The organism is Providencia sp., from assembly GCF_052096715.1.
Classification (GTDB): domain Bacteria; phylum Pseudomonadota; class Gammaproteobacteria; order Enterobacterales; family Enterobacteriaceae; genus Providencia.
The window spans coordinates 141,189-164,536 of sequence record NZ_JBQDNB010000008.1; the positions used below are offsets into that span (position 1 = coordinate 141,189).

The 23,348-nt window shown below is 41.4% G+C and carries 21 protein-coding genes and 1 other RNA gene; 14 read left to right on the forward strand and 8 right to left on the reverse strand.

The annotated features are described in order from the left end of the window. Positions 1–199 precede the first annotated feature (199 nt). The 4 genes from ACTH6U_RS08960 (at position 200) to ACTH6U_RS08975 (ending at position 1,858) form a co-directional block, all read left to right on the forward strand. The gene (locus tag ACTH6U_RS08960; RefSeq protein WP_294106616.1) at positions 200–505 is read left to right on the forward strand and encodes a DUF883 family protein; all 306 of its coding nucleotides are present in this window, start codon (positions 200–202) and stop codon (positions 503–505) included. A 12-nt stretch (positions 506–517) separates the two neighbouring features. Beyond that, entirely contained in the window at positions 518–934 is a 417-nt protein-coding gene (locus tag ACTH6U_RS08965; RefSeq protein WP_294106614.1) for a phage holin family protein, read from the forward strand. Continuing rightward, the gene (locus ACTH6U_RS08970) at positions 921–1,220 is read left to right on the forward strand and encodes a YqjK-like family protein (protein WP_441832036.1); all 300 of its coding nucleotides are present in this window, start codon (positions 921–923) and stop codon (positions 1,218–1,220) included. Before ACTH6U_RS08965 ends, ACTH6U_RS08970 begins: the two co-directional genes overlap by 14 nt. 242 nt (positions 1,221–1,462) lie before the next feature. After that, a complete protein-coding gene (locus ACTH6U_RS08975) occupies positions 1,463–1,858 on the forward strand; it encodes a DoxX family protein (protein WP_294106610.1) in 396 nt (131 codons plus the stop codon). Positions 1,859–1,951: 93 nt separating this feature from the next. On the opposite strand, the gene ACTH6U_RS08980 is transcribed toward ACTH6U_RS08975, so the two are convergent. The 7 genes from ACTH6U_RS08980 to ACTH6U_RS09010 all read right to left on the reverse strand — a co-directional run bounded on the left by ACTH6U_RS08980 (position 1,952) and on the right by ACTH6U_RS09010 (position 13,447). Then, the gene (locus ACTH6U_RS08980) at positions 1,952–3,196 is read right to left on the reverse strand and encodes an MFS transporter (protein ID WP_441832037.1); all 1,245 of its coding nucleotides are present in this window, start codon (positions 3,194–3,196) and stop codon (positions 1,952–1,954) included. Between the two features lie 29 nt (positions 3,197–3,225). Beyond that, the gene (locus ACTH6U_RS08985) at positions 3,226–6,324 is read right to left on the reverse strand and encodes a beta-galactosidase (RefSeq protein WP_441832038.1); all 3,099 of its coding nucleotides are present in this window, start codon (positions 6,322–6,324) and stop codon (positions 3,226–3,228) included. 169 nt (positions 6,325–6,493) lie between these two features. Further along, positions 6,494–7,576: a LacI family DNA-binding transcriptional regulator gene (locus ACTH6U_RS08990; RefSeq protein WP_434719904.1), complete on the reverse strand. Its 1,083-nt coding sequence runs from the start codon at positions 7,574–7,576 to the stop codon at positions 6,494–6,496. Positions 7,577–7,806: 230 nt separating this feature from the next. Further along, positions 7,807–9,072 (reverse strand): MFS transporter, encoded by a 1,266-nt coding sequence (locus tag ACTH6U_RS08995; RefSeq protein WP_294106601.1) that lies wholly within the window; start codon positions 9,070–9,072, stop codon positions 7,807–7,809. Positions 9,073–9,115: 43 nt separating this feature from the next. Next, positions 9,116–11,239, reverse strand: a complete 2,124-nt coding sequence (locus ACTH6U_RS09000) for an alpha-galactosidase (protein WP_441832039.1) — start codon at positions 11,237–11,239, stop codon at positions 9,116–9,118. Positions 11,240–11,355: 116 nt separating this feature from the next. Next, positions 11,356–12,351 (reverse strand): substrate-binding domain-containing protein, encoded by a 996-nt coding sequence (locus ACTH6U_RS09005; RefSeq protein ID WP_294106597.1) that lies wholly within the window; start codon positions 12,349–12,351, stop codon positions 11,356–11,358. Between the two features lie 205 nt (positions 12,352–12,556). After that, complete coding sequence (locus ACTH6U_RS09010; protein WP_441832040.1) at positions 12,557–13,447, reverse strand: LysR family transcriptional regulator; 891 nt, start codon at positions 13,445–13,447, stop codon at positions 12,557–12,559. A 122-nt stretch (positions 13,448–13,569) separates the two neighbouring features. Between ACTH6U_RS09010 and ACTH6U_RS09015 the strand changes: the two genes are divergently transcribed. From ACTH6U_RS09015 to dagF, 10 genes are all read left to right on the forward strand, one after another. After that, positions 13,570–14,271, forward strand: coding sequence for a pirin family protein (locus ACTH6U_RS09015; RefSeq protein ID WP_294106593.1), 702 nt, complete (start codon positions 13,570–13,572; stop codon positions 14,269–14,271). A 203-nt stretch (positions 14,272–14,474) separates the two neighbouring features. Beyond that, positions 14,475–16,412, forward strand: coding sequence for a BglG family transcription antiterminator (locus ACTH6U_RS09020; protein ID WP_441832041.1), 1,938 nt, complete (start codon positions 14,475–14,477; stop codon positions 16,410–16,412). A 484-nt stretch (positions 16,413–16,896) separates the two neighbouring features. Further along, positions 16,897–17,235, forward strand: coding sequence for a transcriptional antiterminator (locus tag ACTH6U_RS09025; RefSeq protein ID WP_294106590.1), 339 nt, complete (start codon positions 16,897–16,899; stop codon positions 17,233–17,235). A gap of 18 nt (positions 17,236–17,253) precedes the next feature. Then, positions 17,254–17,619, forward strand: coding sequence for an SFCGS family glycine-rich protein (locus tag ACTH6U_RS09030; RefSeq protein WP_294106588.1), 366 nt, complete (start codon positions 17,254–17,256; stop codon positions 17,617–17,619). Next, positions 17,619–17,915 carry a DUF4312 family protein gene (locus tag ACTH6U_RS09035; RefSeq protein ID WP_294106586.1) on the forward strand — a complete coding sequence of 99 codons (297 nt, stop codon included), beginning with the start codon at positions 17,619–17,621 and terminating at the stop codon, positions 17,913–17,915. Before ACTH6U_RS09030 ends, ACTH6U_RS09035 begins: the two co-directional genes overlap by 1 nt. A 26-nt stretch (positions 17,916–17,941) precedes the next feature. Further along, a complete protein-coding gene (locus tag ACTH6U_RS09040; RefSeq protein ID WP_294106583.1) occupies positions 17,942–18,733 on the forward strand; it encodes a DUF4311 domain-containing protein in 792 nt (263 codons plus the stop codon). Between the two features lie 2 nt (positions 18,734–18,735). Next, a complete protein-coding gene (locus ACTH6U_RS09045) occupies positions 18,736–19,386 on the forward strand; it encodes a DUF4310 family protein (protein WP_441832042.1) in 651 nt (216 codons plus the stop codon). A 354-nt stretch (positions 19,387–19,740) separates the two neighbouring features. After that, a complete protein-coding gene (locus tag ACTH6U_RS09050; protein WP_336430274.1) occupies positions 19,741–20,880 on the forward strand; it encodes an amidohydrolase/deacetylase family metallohydrolase in 1,140 nt (379 codons plus the stop codon). Further along, on the forward strand, positions 20,864–21,976 hold the full coding sequence (locus ACTH6U_RS09055; protein ID WP_441832043.1) for a DgaE family pyridoxal phosphate-dependent ammonia lyase: 1,113 nt from the start codon (positions 20,864–20,866) through the stop codon (positions 21,974–21,976). Before ACTH6U_RS09050 ends, ACTH6U_RS09055 begins: the two co-directional genes overlap by 17 nt. 1 nt (position 21,977) lies before the next feature. Continuing rightward, the gene (gene dagF, locus ACTH6U_RS09060; protein WP_294106574.1) at positions 21,978–22,718 is read left to right on the forward strand and encodes a 2-dehydro-3-deoxy-phosphogluconate aldolase; all 741 of its coding nucleotides are present in this window, start codon (positions 21,978–21,980) and stop codon (positions 22,716–22,718) included. A gap of 333 nt (positions 22,719–23,051) precedes the next feature. Here the strand turns inward: dagF and rnpB are convergent. Further along, positions 23,052–23,348, reverse strand: an RNA gene (gene rnpB, locus ACTH6U_RS09065) — RNase P RNA component class A; the annotation flags it as partial.

A 23,348-nucleotide genomic window follows, 5' to 3' on the forward strand; every position in this document is an offset into this window, starting at 1 on the left:
TTGTCTTATTTAACCTACTATCACTTCTCCCACTCCCTATATTTAACTATTTGATTACATACTTTATTTTCTAATTGTAAATTTTTTTATTTTTTTAGATTTTAAACATGAAATCAGGATATACCCCATTGCACTTAGCAAAAAAATGACTATTGTTAATGGAGTTAAGATATTTTTTCTATTGATAGGAGGTTCTAATATGTCATCAAATCATTCATCTGAAGATCTACGCGTTGAACTAAGATCGCTGGCCGACTCTCTCGAAGCAATGTTAAACGACACTGGAAACAAATCGAAAGAAGAAATTGAAAGCCTAAAATCCAAAGCACAGGATGCGCTCTATTCATCAAGAGCAAAGCTTAGCCAAGCGAGCGAACGCATCACTGAACAGACGAAAGAGATTGCGGGCCGTGCTGATAACTATGTCCGTGAAAATCCATGGACGGGTATTGGTATTGGTGCAGCAGTCGGTGTTGTTCTTGGCGTTCTTCTCGCTAAACGTTAATAACGAATTGTTATGAAACAAACGGAACAACAACCGCAACGTCAGGGCCCCGGTAAAGGGGTCCTTGACTCACTACAAAGAATTGCGAGTATCGGCGTTAAAATGGTCGAAACTCGCATTCAGCTCATCGCTGTCGAATTAGAAGAAGAAAAAGTTAACCTTATCCAATTAATGTTATTGGTTGGGATCACTCTTCTTTTTACGGCATTTGGTCTAATGTGCCTTATTGGCCTTATTTTCTGGTCTGTTGACCCCATTTACCGTTATCAAGCTCTCGCTATTACCACGGGTAGTCTCATTCTACTCGCTATTATTTTTGCCATATGGACGCTAAAAAAAGCCAAGCAATCCACGCTACTAGGCTCCACACGTGAACAACTAAGTCATGACTCCAAGGCATTAACAGGAGCAGATGATGAGCAAAAGTAAAAATCAGTTATTAGCACAAAGAAAGCAACAATTAGTGAAAGAAATAGAGCAACAGCGACTTGACCTAGCGATAAGTTCGCGTGATTGGTTACAGGCTACCGCTCCTTATGATCGCGCTTGGCAAACGATAGTCACCTTTAAGCCGATATTTATTGCTGTCACTGGGCTTATTTCTATTTATACCCTCAAACGCCCAAAACAATTTTTTTCATTAGGAAAAAAAGCAATCGCAACATGGAGCCTTGTCAGAACAGTACAAGGTGCTATAAAAGCAAGTAACAAATAAAATTTAATCGTTTTAATTCAATTAGTTATAAAAAGCCTTTTAAAAAAGGCTTTTTATACGTCTCATCTCATTCAATTTTTTTGTACTTCATTGTTAATAACCTTTGCTTTTTATTGAATAACCTATTCGCTATTATAGCTTCATCAAATAATTCTCACCTTTTTGTGCTGAAAATTACCGTATAACGCGACTTATATCGCAATTATTTTATATTTAAAACCTATTTAGTCCGGAGAGATTCAATGAAAAATTTAGAAAGTAGTGCGATATTACTTGCTCGTATTATGATGCCAATTCTGTTTATTGTGGCAGGTTACGGTAAATTAGGTGATGCCTATGCAGGCACACAAGCTTATATGCAAGCGATGGGCGTGCCTGGCTTTTTACTGCCGCTCACTATTTTGCTTGAACTCGGTGGTGGTATTGCCGTTCTTTTAGGTTTATTAACGCGTACAACGGCTCTGTTCACTGCCGGTTTCACGGTGTTGACTGCTTTATTATTCCACGCAGATTTTAGTGTGGGCGCAAACAGTACCATGTTCATGAAAAACTTTACTATCGCGGGCGGTTATCTGTTATTAGCAGTGACAGGCCCAGGTAAATTTAGTCTCGATTTCTTACTTGGTAAGAAATGGTAACCAAAGAATCAGTACCCTCATAATTACCTTATTGATTTGTATTCATTTGTTTTTATTTACACCTCCCTCGGGAGGTGTTTTTTTGTATATTATTTAACTACGTGGCGATTTAGCATATCTCGCCTTCGCAGGTGATGTTAATGTAAAAAATGAAATAATAGTGAAGGTCAAAGCAATACACCCTAAAATAAGATAGGTTCCTTGAAAGCCAACACTTTCATATAACTGCCCCGTAAAAACAGACATAACCATAATTGACAACTGTTTAAAGAAACAAAAACAAACTAAGTAGATAGTCGCTGAAAACCGAACCTCGAATACTGTCGTAATATATTTAAAGCAACCCACAATCAAGAATGGCACTTCAAACATATGTAACGTTTTGAGAATAACCACTTCAACAGCAGATGAGGCAATTGCTGACCCCAATATACGGATTGCCATAATCATACCTGCGATTAGCAAACCATTTTTTGCCCCGATACGATTAATGATTGCGGGCGCAAAAAACATAATAGTCGCATTTAATAATTCACCTAAAGTTGTGACATAACCAAATACACGAATACCTTGATTTCGATTATCAAAAAAACCGACGAAAAAATTCGCAAACTGTTGATCAAAAACATCATATGTACAAGAAACACCGATGACAAACAGACTGAGAAACCATAGTTTTGGATCTTTAAATAATAAGAAGATGAGTTTTAAGGTAACTGGCTTTTTATTTGCACCCAGTTCATCAGCCACCTGAGCACTGCTATTTGCTTCAGGCTTAGCAAAATAAAGTAATATGGCCAGCAAAATGGCACAAACTGACCCCATCCAAAAAACAAATTGGTCATTAATCGTCATCATGATACCGGCTATCGAGGCGCAAATAGCCCAGCCAATACAACCAAATAACCGAGCTCGACCAAACTCAAAAGAGCTCCTACGGCTAACTTTTTCAATATAAGCTTCTATAACGGGGGCTCCGCCGTTATAGATAAACCCTAAATAAATTCCGCCAACAACTGAAGCTAAATAGATATTAATTTTGAGTAATGGCCCGAAGACATAAATGAAAAATGGGCCAAACATCACCAACATGCCCGTGATGATCCACATTAAATTTTTCTTCAAACCCAATTTATCTGACATCACACCAAATACGGGCTGGAAAATCAGCGAACACAAAGAAATACTGGCAAAAATTATACCTGTTTCCGCTTTCGTCACCTGATTAACATCCGCTAACCAAATAGGGAAAAATGGGAAATAAGCCCCCATAATAAAAAAGTAGAAAAAGAAGAAGCTACCAAATAACCAGAAATTCTTATTTTTTAAATAATACATAATATAGAGTCCTTTTAGGTAGCGACGAATCAGCCCTGATGATGCCAATCAATACAATATTGATAGTGACTTTCTGATAACAAGTATTGTGGGCTAACACTCGGACTCCATGAATCATCGCCACCAATTCCCATATGCCAGCCATCTAAGTTAATCCAACATCCTTGTTCAGGTTGTAACAAATGTCGGTGTGATGTTTCCGTTAGCTGCCGTTGGCTATACTGACTAACACCAAAATGGAATTGTCCAAAGAATTGATGTTCACCAATTGATAATTGACGAGTATCGCAACGCAAGCCATTCTCTGAAGGGAAAATATAATCGGTATGCAACTCTTCAAGGGGAAGTGTCCATGAGCCAAATAATGCGGCACTTTTTCTATCTGGATAGTTTTCAAATGGCCCTTTACCCAACCATGAAACAGAAACTGGTGTCGATGCCAAACAGCACGTAAGGCCTATTCTCGCCGGTTGTGTGTGCCCTGCTGCAATATCAACGCTGATATCAATAGACATATTGTCATTAGCCGTTAATCTATAGTTTTTATGGCTAATAAACAGGCAATGACCAAATGCTTTATAATGATGCGTCGTACGCACCAAAACACCATCACTCAAATGATCAACACAAAAATGACCAACTGATGCTGTCAGTTGGTAGTGTCCTTCACGCTTCCAGCGTTCCACCCATGCATTAGGATCGATACGGTCAACTTCACTAATACCAATATCATTATCAAGCGGCGCACGAGCAAAATTATCACTAAGCGGTGATAGCAGCCCAGCACGCTCATTTTTCCACCATTGAACCAGCTCTGCGGTACGGCGATTAAATACCCAGCGAGAGTTATCAATCATAATGCTGACATTATCATCTTGTTCTTCAATCAACGCCGATTGCACGGACTTGATTGTCGGAAGTGTTGCTAACTGGGATAATAGCGGCCATTGTTGCCATGCAGTTTTTAAGTTCGCCTGCGACCACGCTGTTGCTCGTGGCTGAACAACCTCAACCGTTAGCCATAGTTCTCCCACACCACTGATTTGCGGATATTCGCCAATTGTAATGATTTGCTCACTCTGCGGAGCCATATCAAGCACTATTTCCCCCGAATTCACAGTTTCGCCATTCCATTCAAAGCGCCAGCGTAATAATTCGTTATCTGTATGACGGAAAAGGAAATCACTACTAATTTTAAGTTCGACTGGATTTTTGCTTTTCAGCTCAAAATTGAAAAATTGCTGAGCATGTTTGGCTTCATGTAATGCAGGATGGGGAGTTCTATCTGGGAAAACTAAGCCATTTAAACAAAATTGGCGGTCATTAGGCGTATCATTAAAATCACCACCGTAAGCATAATAGCTAACGTCATCATCATATTTGGTGAGTGCTTGATCAACCCAATCCCAAACAAAACCGCCCTGTAAGCGAGGATACTGACGAAATGCAGCCCAATAATCCGCAAAACCACCCAAACTATTTCCCATGGCATGCGCATATTCACACAATATCAATGGTCTTGATTCATTAGGCATGCCAATCCATTTTTTAATCGCCCATTTAGGAACCACAGGAAATGGTTGGTCTTGTTCTGCGCGAGAATACATTGGACAAATAATATCAGTAGCCGGCGTGTTCGCCCCCCCTCCCTCATACTGGACAGGGCGGCTCGGGTCATACTGTTTTACCCACTGATACATCGCATTATGGTTACTGCCATAACCCGATTCATTTCCTAATGACCAAATAATAATTGAAGAGTGATTGCGATGGTTCATAACCAAACGCGTTATTCTAGCCATCATGGCATTTAACCACTGAGGATCATCAGAAAGACGATTCATTGGCGTCATACCGTGGGTTTCAATATTCGCTTCATCGACGACATACAAGCCAAAACGATCGCAAAGTTTATACCACAGCGCATTATTCGGGTAATGAGAACAACGAACCGCATTAAAATTATTCTGCTTCATCAACAAAATATCTTTGCGCATCGTCGCTTCATCCATGACTTGGCCATTTTCAGGATGATGCTCATGTCGATTAGTTCCACGAATTAATAAAGGCTGGCCATTCACACGCAATAATCCATCAGAAATAGTTACACTACGCATTCCCACATCACAAGCTTCGTATTCAATCGCCTGATTATTATTATCCAATAGAGTGAGAACTAAACGATAAAGCTCAGGAGCTTCGGCGCTCCATAACAGTGGGTTATTCACCATCAACGATAATGTAACTCGGTCGTCATAACATCCCCGCTCATCAACCGTATCGCTACCTAAATAGGATTGCTGTGACGTTATCAGCGTGTCCTGATACCAAAGCTCAGCTCGTACTTGTAATGACGCTAAAGTGGCTACAGCGCTCTTTACAAATGTAGTCACGACGACCTCTCCCATCGTGAATCGGTCACTAAGATGAGTCTGTACACCATAGTCAGAAATATAACTCGAGCTTCTGTGTTGCAAAGTAACATCACGGAAAATACCACTCATGCGCCACATATCCTGATCTTCAAGATAAGTACCATCACACCAACGCAATACCATAACTGCCACGCGGTTTTCACCTACTTTCAAATATTGACTTAAATCGAACTCTGCGGGTAAACGGCTATCTTGGGAATAACCGACCCAACATCCGTTACACCAAAGGTAAAAGGCTGAGTTAACGCCATCAAAAACAATATGTTGATATCCCTGTTGCAAAGCACTCTCATCCAAATCAAATGTGAGCGAATAACATCCTGTAGGATTTTCAATAGGGACAAAAGGTGGAGTCACTGGTATCGGATAAGTCACGTTAGTATAAATAGGATTGTCATATCCCATTAATTGCCAGTTTGAAGGAACATGAATATTATCTGCATCAGCCAAATCATGATTAACCCACTCTACGGGCACTGCTTCAGGGGCAGTAAAATAACTAAACTTCCAAATTCCATTCAATAATTTAATACTTTTTGAGGGCTTATCTTTTCTAGCCTCATCATGCTCTTGCCAGCTATGAAGCTGCGTATGGGAAGCTAACCGATTGAACTCGATAGTGGCAGGATTCTCCCAATCACGACGAGCAAGTATTTGCGCCAAACTGAGATGTTGAAAATATTGTACTGTCATGATGACCTCTATATTAATAATGTTATACGCTCACATTATTAATTAAATTGTCACAGACACTGAAATTGTAAAGCCAATAATCTAAAAATAAGGTAACCGCTCACAGTTTGAGAACAGTTTATTGTGATTTAAGTGATATGGTTAAAATTTTAGCGCGAGCAGGTTCAGCTTAAGCATTGGTTAATTTATTAGCAATATTACGTAATTGCTGTGCTAGTTTATAGGAATTCAACTCATGGTTGAGCTGGAATATAGAGGTTGTTTGTCGAATAACCAACTCCGTAGGTAAAACCGATTGGATTGGCGCAATATTACTTTTCGCTAATAAATTGATCATAAACTCAGCAGCTTTACGGCCTAATAAATCAAAATCTTGCCTAATAGTAGTTAAAGGTGGGTAAAAATAAGCGCTATCGTCAGTATCATCATAGCCAATAAGCGAAATTTGATTGGGGACATCAATTCCTGACTCATGTAACGCACGTAAAACACCAAGTGCCATTTGATCATTAGCAACTAAAATAGCACTAGGCTTTTTTGGATAAGCCACTAATCGGCAGCCAAGCTGGTAACCTGACTCGGCACTCCAATCTCCTCGCAATAACGAGAATGGTTGAATATCTTCTGCATTTAAAACTTTCATCCAACCTTGCAATCTAAGTTGGGAAGAAATTGAGGATTCAGGGCCTTGAATTAGCGCTATCGATTTATGCCCTAACTCAACTAAGTGACGAGCACCTTGCACTCCACCTTCAAACGAATTAGTCATGATAGAACGTAATGGGCTTACAGGGTCAATATCAAGAAAGACAACAAATGTATTGCAACATAATTCATTAATTTCAATTGCCTGCTCATTATTTAGAGGAATATTAATAATAATGCCATCAACTCGCTGAGCTAATAATTCATTAACCGCTTTTTTTACAGCAGCGGCCTCAAGCTCTTGAGTCATTGAAATAACCACACTATAGCCTAATTCATTAGCTTGTTTTTTAATCGCAGAAGCAATTTTGGACGGTGCATGAAGTGCAAGATCGGTAGTTGCGAGACCCAGCGTATATATTTGTTTGCCGGCTAATTTTTGAGCGACCTGATTTGGAATGTAGTTAAGTGTTTCCATCGCTGAAAATACATTTAGCCGTGTTTTCTCCGCCACCGCAGAAGAATTATTGATCACACGCGAAACCGTCTGGTAAGAAACACCGGCTAGTGCAGCTACATCATTTAGCGTGGTCAATTTCTGCGACATTTCTCTAATTTCTCCTAAGTCAGATTTTAGCCAAGTATATCTTAAAATCCCCACAATGTAGAAAGAGGTTGTTGTAATGCAATCCAATTCGTCCCTTGAGATATTTGTTACGATCCCCTCAACCCCTCGTCTTTGGTTAAAATTCGATAACATCATCATATACAGGACAATCACTGAAACAAGGCAAACAGATAAAGCAACTCAATGAACAATAAATACTTTCACCTTAATTACATCGCTAGAGCCTTATTATCCTTATTCTCCACAGCCGATTTTCCTGACAATGTTAGTGCCGAAATTAATGTAATACTCAGTGCAATTCCGCCAAGGATCATATAAGTATTTTGGAAACCAATTCTGTCATACATATTACCCGCAAAAGCAGAGAGGAAAATGGCAGACACTTGCTTTGAAAATTGAAAGCCAACGAGATAAATCGTTGCTGACAAACGGGTATCAAAAACACCTGTGATATATTTAAAAGCCCCCACTAAAAGAAACGGGACTTCCAACGCGTGCAGCATTTTTAATGCAATAACTTCAGCCGCTGTCGTCGCAAAAGAGGAACCAATAATTCTAGCCGACATCACCATACCCGCAATCAACAAGGTATTTTTAGCGCCAATACGGTTAATAATCCATGGCGAACAAAACATAATAATGGCATTACAGATTTCACCCGCAGTCGTCGCAAAACCAAAAGCACGAGTCCCTGCTTCTGGTGTAGTGAAAAAAGATTTAAAGAAAGTCGCGAACTGTTGATCGAATACGTCATATACACAAGCTACACCGACCACATACAAAATAAACATCCACATTTTACGCTGACGAAATAACCTTATAGCGCTCTTAAAATCCACAGCAGAACGGTTAGCACCTAAAGAGTCCATCACCTGAGCGGTTTGATTAGTTTGCGGTTTAGCAATTGCCACAAGAACCACTAGCAACAATGCGGCAGCCGATCCCATCCAAAACACCCATTCGGGATTAATGCTAAAAAGCATACCCGCCGTTGTCGCACATAACGCCCAACCGAGGCAGCCAAAAGTCCGCGCTTTACCATATTCAAATCCAGAGTTACGGCTAATTCGTTCAATATAGGCTTCCATTGCTCCCGCACCAGCAGAAAAAACAAAACCAATATAAGCCCCACCACTCAAGGCACCTAGCCAGATATTCGTTTTTAATAAAGGTGCAAAAACATAAAGGAAAAAGGGTGCAATCAGCACCAACAAAATAGTCACGATCCACATAAGGTGTTTTTTCAGTCCCAACTTATCAGAAACTAAACCCAATACTGGCTGAAAACAAATAGCGAAAAGAGACAGACTCGAAAAAACAATACCCGTTTCCGTTTTATTCAGACCGATAACATCCGACAACCAAATCGGTAGGAATGGAAAGCAGGTAGCCATAATGAAAAAGTAGAGAAAAAAGAACATCCCAAAAATCCAAAAGTTGGGATTTCGTTTATAATTGCTGGCGCTAATGGACATTTTATCTTCCTTATTCAGGGCCACTTTACGCAGCCCAATATAATTACACCCGTTGCAGACCAATCAAAATGGCACTTTCAGGATCGAGAATGGGCAAACTCAGCCCTGCCTGTTGTAACCACTCACCACTCACCGTTTGTGACGTCGTCATCCATTCCGGCAACTTACGCATGGTATGCCCACCTTCGCCAGTGATTTGAATGTTCGGATGATCAAGCAGTGTCAGTTGATAACGAGCGCTTGGCTCCAAACCAGATATTCGCAGCGGTGCCATCAAGCTATAATCTGGCATCGCCAGTTGGCTGACGAGGAATATAGCCTGACATTTGTCCTGACTAACCACACCATGAGCGAGAGTCGTCGCATCCGGCATATCCACTCGCCACTGCACACCGTGGTGAATAACATCTCGCCATTGCTTATGCAGTGCGGTGTATTTTCTATACCCCTCTCGTTCCTGTTGGTCGGCGCTCACAGGATCGATCTCTAAGCCCATATGACCAAACAACGCAGTTAAGCCACGAAATGTGATACTGTGCTGACGAAAAGTGGCGTGACAATAGCGATTACCAATATGCGATCCCATTACCTCCGGCGGGAAAAAATAACTCATACCGCGCTGGATAATATTGCGCTCCAAAGCATCATTATTATCAGAAGCCCAAAAGCGATGGCTACGCTTCAATACTTCATAGTCAATCCGCCCACCACCCGAGGCGCAAGATTCAAACTCAATATGAGGGAAACGTGCTACTAGCGTATCCAGTAAGCGATAAAACTGACGAGTTTGTGCATCTGCCGCAGCTTTACCGTTATATCCCGGCTGAACCAATTCACGGTTCATATCCCACTTCACGTAATCCACTAAATGTTCACCTAGAAGCCAACTCATTCGCTCCAGCAAATAATCGAAAACCTGCGGAATATTCAGATTAAGGACATACTGATGACGTCCAGTTAATGTCTCATAACCGGGCATTGCCAATACCCAATCAGGATGTGAACGATATAAATCTGAGTCTGGGTTAATCATTTCTGGCTCAACCCAAATACCAAATTCCATTCCAAGCGACTTAACGTGTTCAATAACAGGCATTAGACCATTAGGATATTTTTTTTCATCGAGATACCAGTCACCAAGTGCTGCCCAATCGTCATTTCGTCCTTTAAACCAACCATCATCAATAATAAAACGTTCAACACCCAGTTGTGCCGCTTCATCCGCCATCCGCATAATGTATTGTGGGTCGTGATCAAAATAGATACCTTCCCAAGTATTGAGATGTACAGGGCGTGGCTTATTATCGGGAAAATGAATGATTTGCTCGCGTAGGTAACGATGAAACTGCTGACTCATGCCGTTCAGCCCTTGTGCCGAATAGCTCCCGTAGAGATTTGGTGTCCATAATGTTTCACCTTCCGCCAACGCTGTTTCCCCCGGCAGATAAAGCGCCTCCGCTTGAAGATAACGTCGCCCATCAGTTTTCACTTCAGCACGCAGACGATGGTTGCCACTCCACCCCAAATGTACGCCCCACACTTCACCTTGCATCTCGCTAAAAGTCTGACTACCGGTGATCATTGCGGGAAAATGTTCATGGGATGTTCTCCCACGACGGTTCTCTAACACAAAGCTATCGTGTTCAAGGATCAGGCGATGAGGCTGAAATTCACGGATCCAACGGCCATGAAAAGCCATGACTTCTCGTGCTCGCTCGGCGACAGGTAACGTCACGGCAAAGCGATCTACCTGCCAAGGCTGTTCACGTAAATTAGTTAAGCCATGGCGAACATTCAGTACCCCACTGCTATCGAGTTGAATTTCACTACACAAGCGTAAGCCCGCGTGTTTATCCTCACTAAAAATGGTTAAATTTTGTTCATTCTGCTCCACCTTAATTGTCGTAAATATCGGTGAAGCATCCAATCCCTGACGATGACCTTCAATTCCTGGCGCACCAAACAAACCATGCCCCAATTCAGCCATCAGGGTGACGGGAGAATCAACATCCAGACGACCATTAGCAACCGGACGAGTTAAGCAAGCCGCATCTTGCGGGGAAAAGTGACTTAGATGAGGTCCCCAATAAATGATTTCTGCAAATGGATGGGTTTTGATCACCACATCGGTCACTGCACTTTGTAAGCGTAAAATAAAATCAGACATAAGACATCTCCATAATAGGGAATGCCTTACTATTGATCCGAAACGTTTCGGATAACAACCAAAACGTTTCGGATCTGTGATCTGCTTAAAAAACTATCATGATTAGAAAAAGGTCATTAACCCGTTTTGATTGGTGAGAATTCAGGCTGCCAGAGTACCTGCAAAGATGTTAAATCATCCCCAGCAATGAGTCGCCGTACCATATCAGCAATCTGGTAGCCAACACCCTGGCGGGTAGATTGGATCACTGATGCCACGGGTATCTCGATGATACTGTCTTGTGGTAATCCATCATAAACCACCAGCGAGACAGCATTTTCTCCCGTCAAACGGCCAAGTTGGCTAAGCGCCATCGCTGCACCATCACCATGAATGTTGCAATCAGTGAGAATAGCGGTGGGAGGTTCAGGTAAGCGTAACAATTCCAGTGTCGCCTGAAAACCACCTCGTCGAGTTGGTGGCACGCGGCGCAACAAACTATCAGACAGACCGGCTTCCTGCAAAGCATCCAAATAACCATTACGTCGCTGCGTGATAAATGCTTGGTGGTTATTTTCCCCCAATAGCGCAATACGTTGATGCCCTTCATGAATTAAATAGCGGGTAGCCTCATAGGTGCCCGCATAGTTATCAAAATCAAACCAAGCATAAGGCTGTGATAATTGACTACGACCAAGTGCCAAAAAAGGAAAACCAGAGCAGAGTAATTGCTTCAAACGAGGATCGTCATCCAACGTGTGTGCGACAATTAACGCATCAACCCGACGACTTTGTACCATCCGTATATAGCCATGATTGTCCGCATCTTCATCATCCGCGATCAACAATAAATCAATTTCATACCGCGCCAATTCGTGACTAAGCTCCCCAACCATATCGAGAAACACATTACTCGCCAAAGGCGCGACATTGACTGGAAAAACCAAGCCAACAGCGTCTATCTTTCCCATTTTCAAACGACGGGCAAATGTATTGGGGCGGTAATCTCTACGTTTTGCTTCCGCCTCCACGCGAAGTCGTGTCTCCTGCGATACGTCGTCATAACCGTTTAATGCACGGCTGACGGTTGTTACCGAAATCCCAAGTTCTTTAGCAATGGCTTTCAATGACATATATTTTCCGAACTTTAACAAGGATGTTGGTAGTCAGCTTTCTCTTTTATCACACCACAGCCGCTAGGCGGCCTCTAAATTCATAACTTAGCAACAACAACTTGAATTATTTTGAAGTGATAACTCAAGTGAGTTAAAAATATCAATTTTAAGAGAAAAAATTAACCACAGTGAATAAATTATTATAATAATAAATATCAATAAGTTACCTAAATAACTTCGGGATCTCGCGCAGGCACCAAGATTTAGCCTCACCCATATTATCTCGTCGCCACGCCATAATAATATTCGTTTCGTGGGTATATTCTGCCCCCACAACTCTTAAACGACCTTCACGAATATCCTGTTCAACCATTGGATATGGCATGGTTGCCACCCCAAGCCCAGCAAGTAGCGCGGCACGCTTATCTTCAATCGATGAAACCGTCAGCCTTTGTTGCTTATCCAGCAATTGTACGGTGATCACCGGACGTTCACGGGCAGTATCCGCCATTGCAATACCGCGATATTTAACGCGCGTCGCATCGGATAACGGCTCTGCTTCTTGATGAATCGGATGGGATGGGCTAGCCACATAAATATGTTGAATGCTGTAGAGCGATTTAGAATTAATTTCTGATGAGGTACGAAAATGCATATCTGGCGCGATAACAATATCCGCCTTACCGTTTTCAAGACGCTCCCAAGCACCAGCAAGTACCTCAGTAATCAAAGAGAGTTGAGTCTCTGATTTTGCTGCCAATTTTTCAACCAATGGAAATAATGAATAAGCAGGTACTAATGCCTCACAAACAATCGTGAGATGCGTTTCCCACCCCTTTGCTAAAGCTTCGGCATCTGAAGTGAGTTTATCAGCAGCTTCCAATAATACCCTACCTCTGTCCAACAACATTCTGCCAACATTGGTAAATTTGGTTCTATGTCCTGAACGATCGAATAAAATCACATCAAGTTCTTCTTCTAACTTTTGCATGGTATAGCTTAACGCAGAAGGGACTCGACCTAACTCTTCTGCGGCGGCTGCAAAGCTTCCACGACGATCGATTGCATCCATCACCCTTAATGATTCAAGCGTTAATGCTCTCTCTTTGCTCATGATGTATCTCTTTCAGGAAATTTGAATAAGGGAAACAGATTAACTGGCTAACAATTCAACGTCCAGCTATTTATGATATCAGGATACTATCGGTGTATTTATTTGAATGAGGGTTAACCATTATGATGACACTAAGACCCGTTAATCATTGCGGAAAAGCAGACTATGGTTGGCTACAAGCTCGCTACGCCTTCTCTTTTGGGCACTATTTTGATCCTGATTTTATGGGCTTCAAAACACTTCGAGTGCTTAATCAAGAAATTATCGCGCCACATAACTCATTTCAAGCCCGAACTTATCCACATGTTGATATTTTAAATATCATACTTCAAGGCCATGCTGAATATCGAGATAACTTAGGTAATGTCATTCGTGCTGATGAAGGTGAATGCGTCCGACTTTCACCACGACCAGATCTAAGTTATACGGAAGAAAATGTCTGCCCACAAACACCACTAACACGCTTACAACTGTGGCTAAATGCTTGCCCACAACAAGAATACCGCCCACACCAAAAGATTGCGCTGACAGACAAAAAGAATCAATTAATCGCTTCCCCTGATGGCGAAAATGACAGCATTCAATTACGTCAACAAGTTTGGATCAGCCAAATCTGCATAGACTCAGCTGACGCAACTACGGTCGTTCTCAGAGGTAAAAATGCCTATTTGCAGTCTATTCATGGTGATGCAAACATTCACTCGCATGATGGAAGCGACATTAGCATGAATTGTAATGATGGTGTTTTTATTCAACAAGATACCAAATTAGTGATTAGCGCCAAAAAAGCATTTCGCGGCTTATTGATTGATATTGGTGAATAATAAAAAAAATCAGCTTAGTTTATGAAAGATGTACAAAGCCTTAATCCATTAAATACAATTTTAATCATGAAATCCCTTAAATTTGCGAACAAATTCGCAAATTTAAGCATTTACATACCCTATATATTGATAAGCTTGTGGTAGAGTCCTAGAGGCTATTGATCTTTGAGGATCAATTATTATTGGAATTAAAAGGTATTTTCGTGGCTCTATTCACTCAACAACGACACAATCAAATTTTTGCTCGGATCCTCAATGAGGTTGTGCCTCAAGATGAGCTGGCAAAGCATTTTTCGGTATCAACACGAACCATCCGCTCAGATATAAATGAAATCAATGAATTAATTCAAAGCTACAGTGCACATATTATTTATGAGCGTGGTCATGGTTATCGTTTGAAGATTGATGACGAGACGCTGTTTGAGAGTTTTACCAAACAAAATGAAGAAGAAAATGGTATTCCTCGCACCAGCAAAGAGCGTATTGACGCACTATTGTTAAAACTTTTGATGTTATCGCTTCCCGTTAAACTCGATGATATCGCCGAAGAATGGTTCATCAGCCGCGGAACACTGCAACAAGATATGGGTGCCGTTAGAGAGCACTTGCAAAGATACCAAATCATCTTAGAAAGTATTCCGCATCAAGGAATTCGGCTCAATGGCAGTGAATGGGCAATTCGAGCCTGCATAACAGAAACACTTTTGCGCCGATTCGCTCAACAAATCAATCATGATTTATCGACTTTTTACCCTGAGTGCTTAGACAATCTGGATTTAACCTACATTGATAAAGTGCTGCATAACAGTATGAATCGATTTGATATTCGTCTGAGCAACGAAGGGCATCTTTACCTTGTTTTCAATTGTGCAGTGACTATTTTGCGCATTACTCGTGGTCATGAGCTAACCACGATCGTCAAAAATAATGAAAGTGAGGATGTGATCCGCAAATCCTGTGATGAAATATCTAAGGGATTAATCTATTTTTTAGGTAGCGATCTTTCTAGCCCTGAGCTCAGTTATTTGCACGATCAAATCATTGCCCAACGCATTAGTCACCATGATACCGCGTTACTAAAAAATGGTAGCCACAGTGAGTTATCTGAATATATTTTAAGTTACATTAATGACCTGTATAACTACGACTTACGCAATGATGAAAAACTAAAAAAAGATCTGAATACACATTTAGCCGCACTAATCACGCGATTGCAGTATCATATTTCGACACCTAATCCACTGTTATCTGATATAAAACAATATTATCCCTTTGCCTATGATGTGACCCTCAGCGCCCTCACCAGTGCCAGTAAAAAATTGTTGCCACATCCAATTAGTGAAGATGAACTGGGATATTTAGCAGTACATATTGGTGTGAGTCTTGAGCGAAATTATGGTGCAGGTTCTATTCGCCAAACAGAAGTTTTAGTTGTCACTGATTCAGGTAATTCGACATTTCGTGTCGTGGAATCAAAAATTATACGTGAATTTCCGCAACTAAAATTCAGTCGCAGCCTTACACTGCAAGAATATGAATCTCTTAGCGAAATTGAAGAAGATTTTGTTATTACTACCGTTCGTATTTCTGAAAAAAATAAACCCGTCATCAAGATCGCACCTTTCCCGACCCCTTATCAATTAGAACAAGTTGGTCGCTTGGCAATGGTTGATCAAACTCGTCCCTATATTATCGAACATTTCTTTGATGAACGTTATTTCATGGTAATCAATGAAAAGATCAGCCAAGAAACCTTATTTCAAACCGTTTGCCAGAAATTACAACAAGATGGCTATGTGACCGCCGATTTTTATCCTTCATTACAAGAACGTGAGTCCATTGTCTCTACACTACTCGGTGAAGGCATTGCGCTTCCCCACTCTTTAGGGCTGCTCGCGAATAAAACCGTAGTTGTGACGATTGTGGTACCCAAAGGCATTGAATGGAACAAAGAAACTAAAGAAAATGCTTATGTCATTTTTCTACTTGCTATCAGTAAATCTGACTATGAAGAAGCCATGGCAATTTATGATTTATTCGTCACCTTCGTCAAAGAAAAAACCACTCGCCGCTTAGTTACAGTCAAAAACTTCAATGAATTTCAAGTAATTGCCAAAGATAGTTTGGCGCGTATCCTCTAATTTATCGGCAACTTCCACTTCCAAATGGAAATCGAGCAGTTGCCGTCTTTTACGTGATCGTAACCACAACTCCATCATTTAGTTTTTAGCCTAATCTTCACCGTTTAACACTAAAACCACTCAAGTGGAAACGACTACTACTAAAAAACAGCCACTTCCCATTTATCATTTCCACTTTATGCGAAATTAATTCCTCCACTTTCCAACGATATTTTGAAAAACGTAACAATTTGAATTTAAATAACTTATTACTGTTATATAAATAAGATATCTTTTTTTAATTACTCATAAAAAGATAATTTTTCCATTTAATTTCCAATTTGACCATAAAATAGACATATTCCACTTATATACACTTCCAACTTATTTCCACTTCAAAGTGGAAATTTACTACCTGCAAAAACACAGCAGAACCGATTAAGGTATTAGTCATCAAGGAACAGAGTAGTTCAACTAGCAACATTACTTTGGATTTTAAATAGTTATGAGTGGATCAGTTGTCGTTTTCAAAATGTTAGAAGATAACCTCAATGTCGATGAGGTGACACAAAAACTGCTGGCAGTGATTACTGACTGGCTCAATCAGGAAGAGTGCTATACCACGGATGTGCAACAACAAATGTTGGAGTCTCATCTTCGCGCCATGGTGGATAGAGCAAAAACCAAAGAAGCTTTACCGGAAGTCGATATCAGTCTATTTGATGAAATATCTAAATATTCTATTGAGTTAGCTAAAAAGGTTGTCAACACGCTGCCAGGGCTGGCACCAGAAGAGGCATATTTGCTCTCTGTTCACTTCGAAGTTATCCGTTCTAATGATTAATTTTTAGGGAATATGATTATGAAACAAATTGTTATTGTTATTGGAGATCGTTTAGGCAAAGGACAAAAAGTCGCGGTTGGCGTAGAAACTGCTGGCGGAAAAGCCATTGTTGTTCCCGGTGTTGCCGCTGATATGAAACTCGGTGATGTCATGAATGCAGAGCAAGCTGACCTTGGTATTTCTTTTTGTGGTAGCGGCGGTGCAGGCGCAATTACAGCTCAAACTAAATATGGTTATAAAGCACGTTATGGAATGCGCTCTATTGAAGAAGGTGAAACCGCCATTGCAGATGGTTGCAATGTACTCGGTTTCGGTTTTATGGATAAAGAAGAGTTAGGCGAGCGTCTTGTAAAAGCATTTAATAAAAAATACGGCAACGTTTAATGAAAAAATCTATCGAAACGGTTGTACGGGTCACAGGGCAAGGCGACAGCAAACAAAAAGCAATAGCTGACGCCTTAAATTCAATTCAAAAAACCGTACTAAAAAATAGCACTGATATCATTCTACGGATTGAACCGAAGGATGTTGAAGTGATTAGTGCTCACTCGAAATCGCGGACAGAAAAATTTCTTTTTATCTTTTTGCCACGTAAACGCGAACATTTTCGTGTTGTGCTCGACGTTTCGCTGGATGTTACCTTACTTTCTGTCAACGAAATACCATTTACAGAACAATAATAGCAATCAGGTCTGGAGTTAATTCCATGAGTGAAACTGCATCTTTTTTAGAAATATTGGGCATGTCCCTCATTATCGGTGGCCTCTGCGGCTTTGGTTTAGGCGCAGGCGCGGCGCGTATGTTCCACGCACCAACCATACAAGGGATGGGGGCATTCCGTACATTAGGCGAATTAAACGCCTGTGAAGGTGACCCTGCGTCACACTTCTCTTTCGGCTTAGGGTTTTTCTTTAACGCATGGGCATCATCTGTTGCAGCAGGTGCGTTCACACAAGATGTTGACCACCGTATCATTCCTAACTGGGGTGCGGCTGCACTACTTACTAAAAATCGTAACGTAGCAGAAACACTACATAATCCGAAAAAAATGGCAATTGCCTGCGGTATTATCGGTGCATTTGTCGTCGCGTTCTTAAATACAACCGCATCTGCGGTACCTGCCGCACTGCAAACAACAGCAATTAATGTTTTAGTCCCAGCAGCTAACTTGCTCGTAAATACTGTCATGCCAGTTATCTTCTGGTTAGCAGCCATGGATGCCGGTCGTCGCTCTGGTTTCTGGGCAACACTTTTCGGTGGTTGTGCACAACTCATCATGGGTAACGCAATCCCAGGTTTAGTCTTAGGTATCCTAATCGGTAAAGGTGTTGATGATAATGGCTGGAATCGTATCACTCGTACCATGATGATAGCCGTTGTACTGCTATTCGTTCTCAGTGGATTCTTCCGTGAATTCGACCTGAAGATGATCACATCATTTAATTTAGATAAACCTGTGTGGCTTGAATACATCCACGGACTGCTGAGCGGGAAATAATCATGACAACTGAAATTAATAGACAAGATTTTTGGTACGCAGAATGGTCCTTCCCTATTTTTGTTGGGTTGTTATCTTCCGGGATCTTTGCGGGTACACACATGTATGTAGTCTACGGGTTCGGCGCATTTAACGAAGTGGCATTCGTTGCCATGTTACGTGCAGGACTCGATACAGGTGTTTACGGTGCAGTGGCCGCATTCGGTGCGAGCTTTCTTTTCGCTCGGATTATCGAAGGGTCGCTTGTCGGTATCTTAGATATTGGCGGTGCGCTACAAACCGGTATTGGCCTCGGCGTTCCAGCACTATTCCTTGCAGCAGGTTGGGATATTTTAGTCACTAACTTTTGGCTCGCTTTAATTACAGGTTTAGTGCTTGGTGTCTTAATAGGCTTAATAATTGTATTTGCACGTAAATTTACCATTGCTCAAGCCAACTCAACTTTTGGTGCTGATGTCATGATGGGAGCGGGTAATACATCAGGACGTTTCTTAGGTCCTTTAATTATCCTTGCAGCAATGGCTGCCTCTATCCCAATCGGTATTGGCTCTTTGATTGGCGCATTAATTTTCTATATATGGCAAAAACCCGTTGCTGGTGGTGCAATTTTAGGTGCGATGTTGTTTGGATATTTCTTCCCACTAGCTGCCTAAGCAGCAATCAAGCATTCTCGAATCATGTGCAATGCATATGATTCGAGAAAACGGCTTACGTTACTTAGAACAGACTCTAAATAATTCAAAGTGCAGCTAGGCAGCAAACGAAGATATCCCGATGAGCACACATAAGTATGTGATTCAAGTAACTGAGAGTAGCCAACAACGCTGCGGTTTGTACGACTTAGAACAGACTCTAAATAATTCAAAGTGCAGCTAGGCGGCAAACGAAGATATCCCGATGAGCATACATAAGTATGTGATTCGGGTAACTGAGAGTAGCCAACAACGCTGCAGTTTGAATTATGACGAGTATGACAATATGAGTATGACAATATAAAGAAGGTAACCATGTACACTTTAATCATCAAACAGGGCAAACGTATCGATGGCACAATTATCGATATACTTATTAAAGATGGGAAAATTGAAGCTGCTGGCCCTGAATTGGCCTGCAACCAACAAGCAGACAAAATAATTGACCTTAAAGGGGAAATCTATGTCAGCGCAGGGTGGATTGACTCACACGCTCATTGTTTTACTGAGTCACCTATTTACTTCGATGAGCCTGACCTAGCAGGCGCTGCTGGTGGTGTTACCTCTCTGGTTGATGCGGGAAGTGTTGGGGCTGATGACATTGACAAATTTTATCAACTGACGCAAAAAGCTAAAACTAATGTGTTTTCATTACTGAATATTTCACGCATTGGTATCATCGCGCAAAATGAATTATCTGATATGAACAATATCGATGATGAATGTTTTCAGCAGGCTATTGAGCGCCATAATGGTTTTGTCGTGGGTTTAAAAGCTCGCATGAGTAAAAGCGTTGTCGGTGAAAACGGAATTGCCCCGCTAATTAAAGCTAAAGAAATGCAAAAAAAACACCATCTACCTTTGATGGTGCATATCGGCAATAATCCCCCTGATATTGATGAAGTTGCTAATCTATTAACCCGTGGCGATATCATTACCCACTGTTTTAACGGCAAACCAAACAAAATTTTAGATGATTCAGGCTATCTCAAGCCTTCTATAGCGCGTGCTCTAGCCCGTGGCGTTATTTTAGATGTAGGCCATGGTGCTGAAAGTTTTAGTTTTAAAGTTGCTGAGCAAGCAATGCGTATCGGCACCTACCCTGATATTATCAGTTCAGATATTTATCACCGAAATCGAGTTAACGGCCCGGTTTACAGTCTTGCCTTTGTGATGACAAAATTTTTGTGCATGGGTTTCAGTGCCGAACAAGTTTTACGCTGCGTAACAGAAAAAGCGGCCGATTTACTCGCACTTCCCGCCAAAGGCTATTTAAGACCTGGCTTTGACGCCGATATCACATTATTTGAACTTAAAGAAGAACCTACAGAACTCACTGATGCTGAAGGTGAACACCGCGTCGGAACTCATCGTTTTGTTCCCGTAGCAGCGATTGTTGGTGGAAAACATATCATTCATGCAGAAGGCGAATCTGAATATGCAATCAATTTATGATAAATATCAGTTAAAACATGTCATTAACGCTTCTGGCCGTATGACTATGTTAGGTGTTTCAACACCAACTCCTGAAGTGGTTGAACGAGTTGCTTATGGGTTAAATCATTACTTTGAAATTAAAGATTTAGTCAATAAAACCGGTGCCTATATCGCCCAATTATTAAATGTTGAAGATGCCGTCGTGGTTTCTTGTGCTTCTGCTGGGATAGCACAAGCGGTTGCCGCAGTTATTGTGCAAGATGATGATGATTTATTATTAAATTTGCACTCATCAAACAAACAAGTTGCTCGTGAAATTATTATGCCCAAGGGCCATAACGTTAACTTTGGTGCTCCAGTAGATACCATGGTGGCCTTGGGGGGAGGTAAAGTCGTAGAAGCTGGTTTTGCCAATGAATGCAGCGCAGCGCAGCTAGCCGCTAAAATCACACCACAAACTGCCGCTATTTTGTATATCAAATCACATCATACTGTACAAAAAAGTATGTTAACGGTCAGCGAAGCGGCCAAAGTTGCACATGAACATCAATTACCGTTGATTGTTGATGCTGCCGCAGAAGAAGATTTAACCACCTATTATCAAGCTGGTGGTGACCTCGTAATTTACAGTGGTGCCAAAGCTATTGAAGGCCCAACAAGTGGTTTAGTCATTGGTAAAAAACCTTATGTTGAATGGGTTAAACGTCAAAGCCAAGGTATTGGACGAGCCATGAAAGTGGGTAAAGAAGGTATTCTTGGTCTGACACTCGCTATTGAACAATATCTAACCGCGACCAAAGAAACCGGTGCTGAAATGGTTGCTCGCATGAATAAATTTATCAATGATTTAAATGCGATACCTGCAATTTCAGCTCAAATTGTCTGGGATGCGGCAGGCCGTGACATTGCTCGGGCAGAAATCAGCTTTGATGAGAAAGCGATTGGTAAATCGACTTATCAGATAATGGCTGAATTAAAACAAGGGGATACTGCTATTTACTTTCGTGAGTATAAAGCCAATGAAGGAAAAGTCGAGGCCGATGTTCGTAGCGTCAGCAATGAACAACTCGATGTTATCTCACAGCAGATCCGTATGTTAGTAGAAGGAATTTAACATGAAATTGTCACCGAATTTTTACCATGACCGCGTATGTTTGAACGTACTGGCAGGTAGTCATCAAAACGCAAAAGATATCTATGAAGCGGCAGAAAGTTTTGTCGTCGTCGGTGTGTTATCAAAAAACTACCCTGATCTTGAAAGTGCGATTGCCGATATGCGCATTTATGCAGAAGAAACTCACAATGCATTATCCGTTGGTCTTGGTGCTGGCGATCCAAAGCAATCTACAATGGTTTCGTTAATTTCAAAAGAAGTTCAGCCACAGCACGTGAACCAAGTTTTCACTGGCGCACCGATCAGCCGTGCATTACTCGGTCAAAATGAAACATTTGTAAATGCTTTAATTTCACCTACTGGTACCATCGGTATGGTAAAAATTTCAACAGGTCCGTTAAGTTCTCAGTCACCTGACGGCATCGTACCTATCGAAACTGCCATCATGATGTTAAAAGACATGGGCGCAGATTCAGTTAAGTTTTTTAATATGGAAGGCTTAACTTATATAGAAGAATACAAAGCTATCGCTAAAGCCTGTGCACAGTTTGATTTTTCTCTTGAGCCAACCGGCGGCATCGATTTAGACAATTTTGCCGAAATTTTACAAATTGCCCTCGACGCTGGCGTAAAGAAAATAATCCCACACATCTATAGTTCAATCATCGATAAAGACACTGGCAATACCCGTCCAGAAGATGTACGTCAGTTATTACAGATGGTAAAACAAGCTGTTAACTGATGCGTAATAAGCTGTAAAATAAAAAATATAAGCGAGAAATGACAAAACAACAAATTGCCCCACTCATCTTCGTATGCAGTGGGGCTTTTTTTGCATAATCAAGATGCAGATTTTTGAATTTTGAATTTTGAATTTTGAATTTTGAATTTCAGAGATCTAGACAACTCTAAATAGTTCGACTTATAGGTAGGCGGCAAGCGAGGATATCTCGGGGAGCATACACAAGTATGTGACCTGAGTAGCCGAGAGCTGCCAACACCCCTATAAGGTGAAATATGATGAGTAATAAAAAAGGTCTATAGCAATAAAATGCTATAGACCTTTTTTATTTATTTGTGGAGTTGGCCGGTAAGCCGGGTTCTGTCGTGGACAACCATTCCTCTAGGCCAGCACTTACGCACTGGCTCCAGCAACCTACCCGAGTTCAATGCGGGCCGCACCATATGAACCCCTATTTGGTCTTGCTCCGGGTGGAGTTTACCATGCCACGAACTGTTACCAGCCGCGCGGTGCGCTCTTACCGCACCCTTTCACCCTTACCTGATCCTGTAAACAGGCCATCGGCGGTTTGCTCTCTGTTGCACTTGTCGTAGGCTCGCGCCTCCCAGACGTTATCTGGCACCCTGCCCT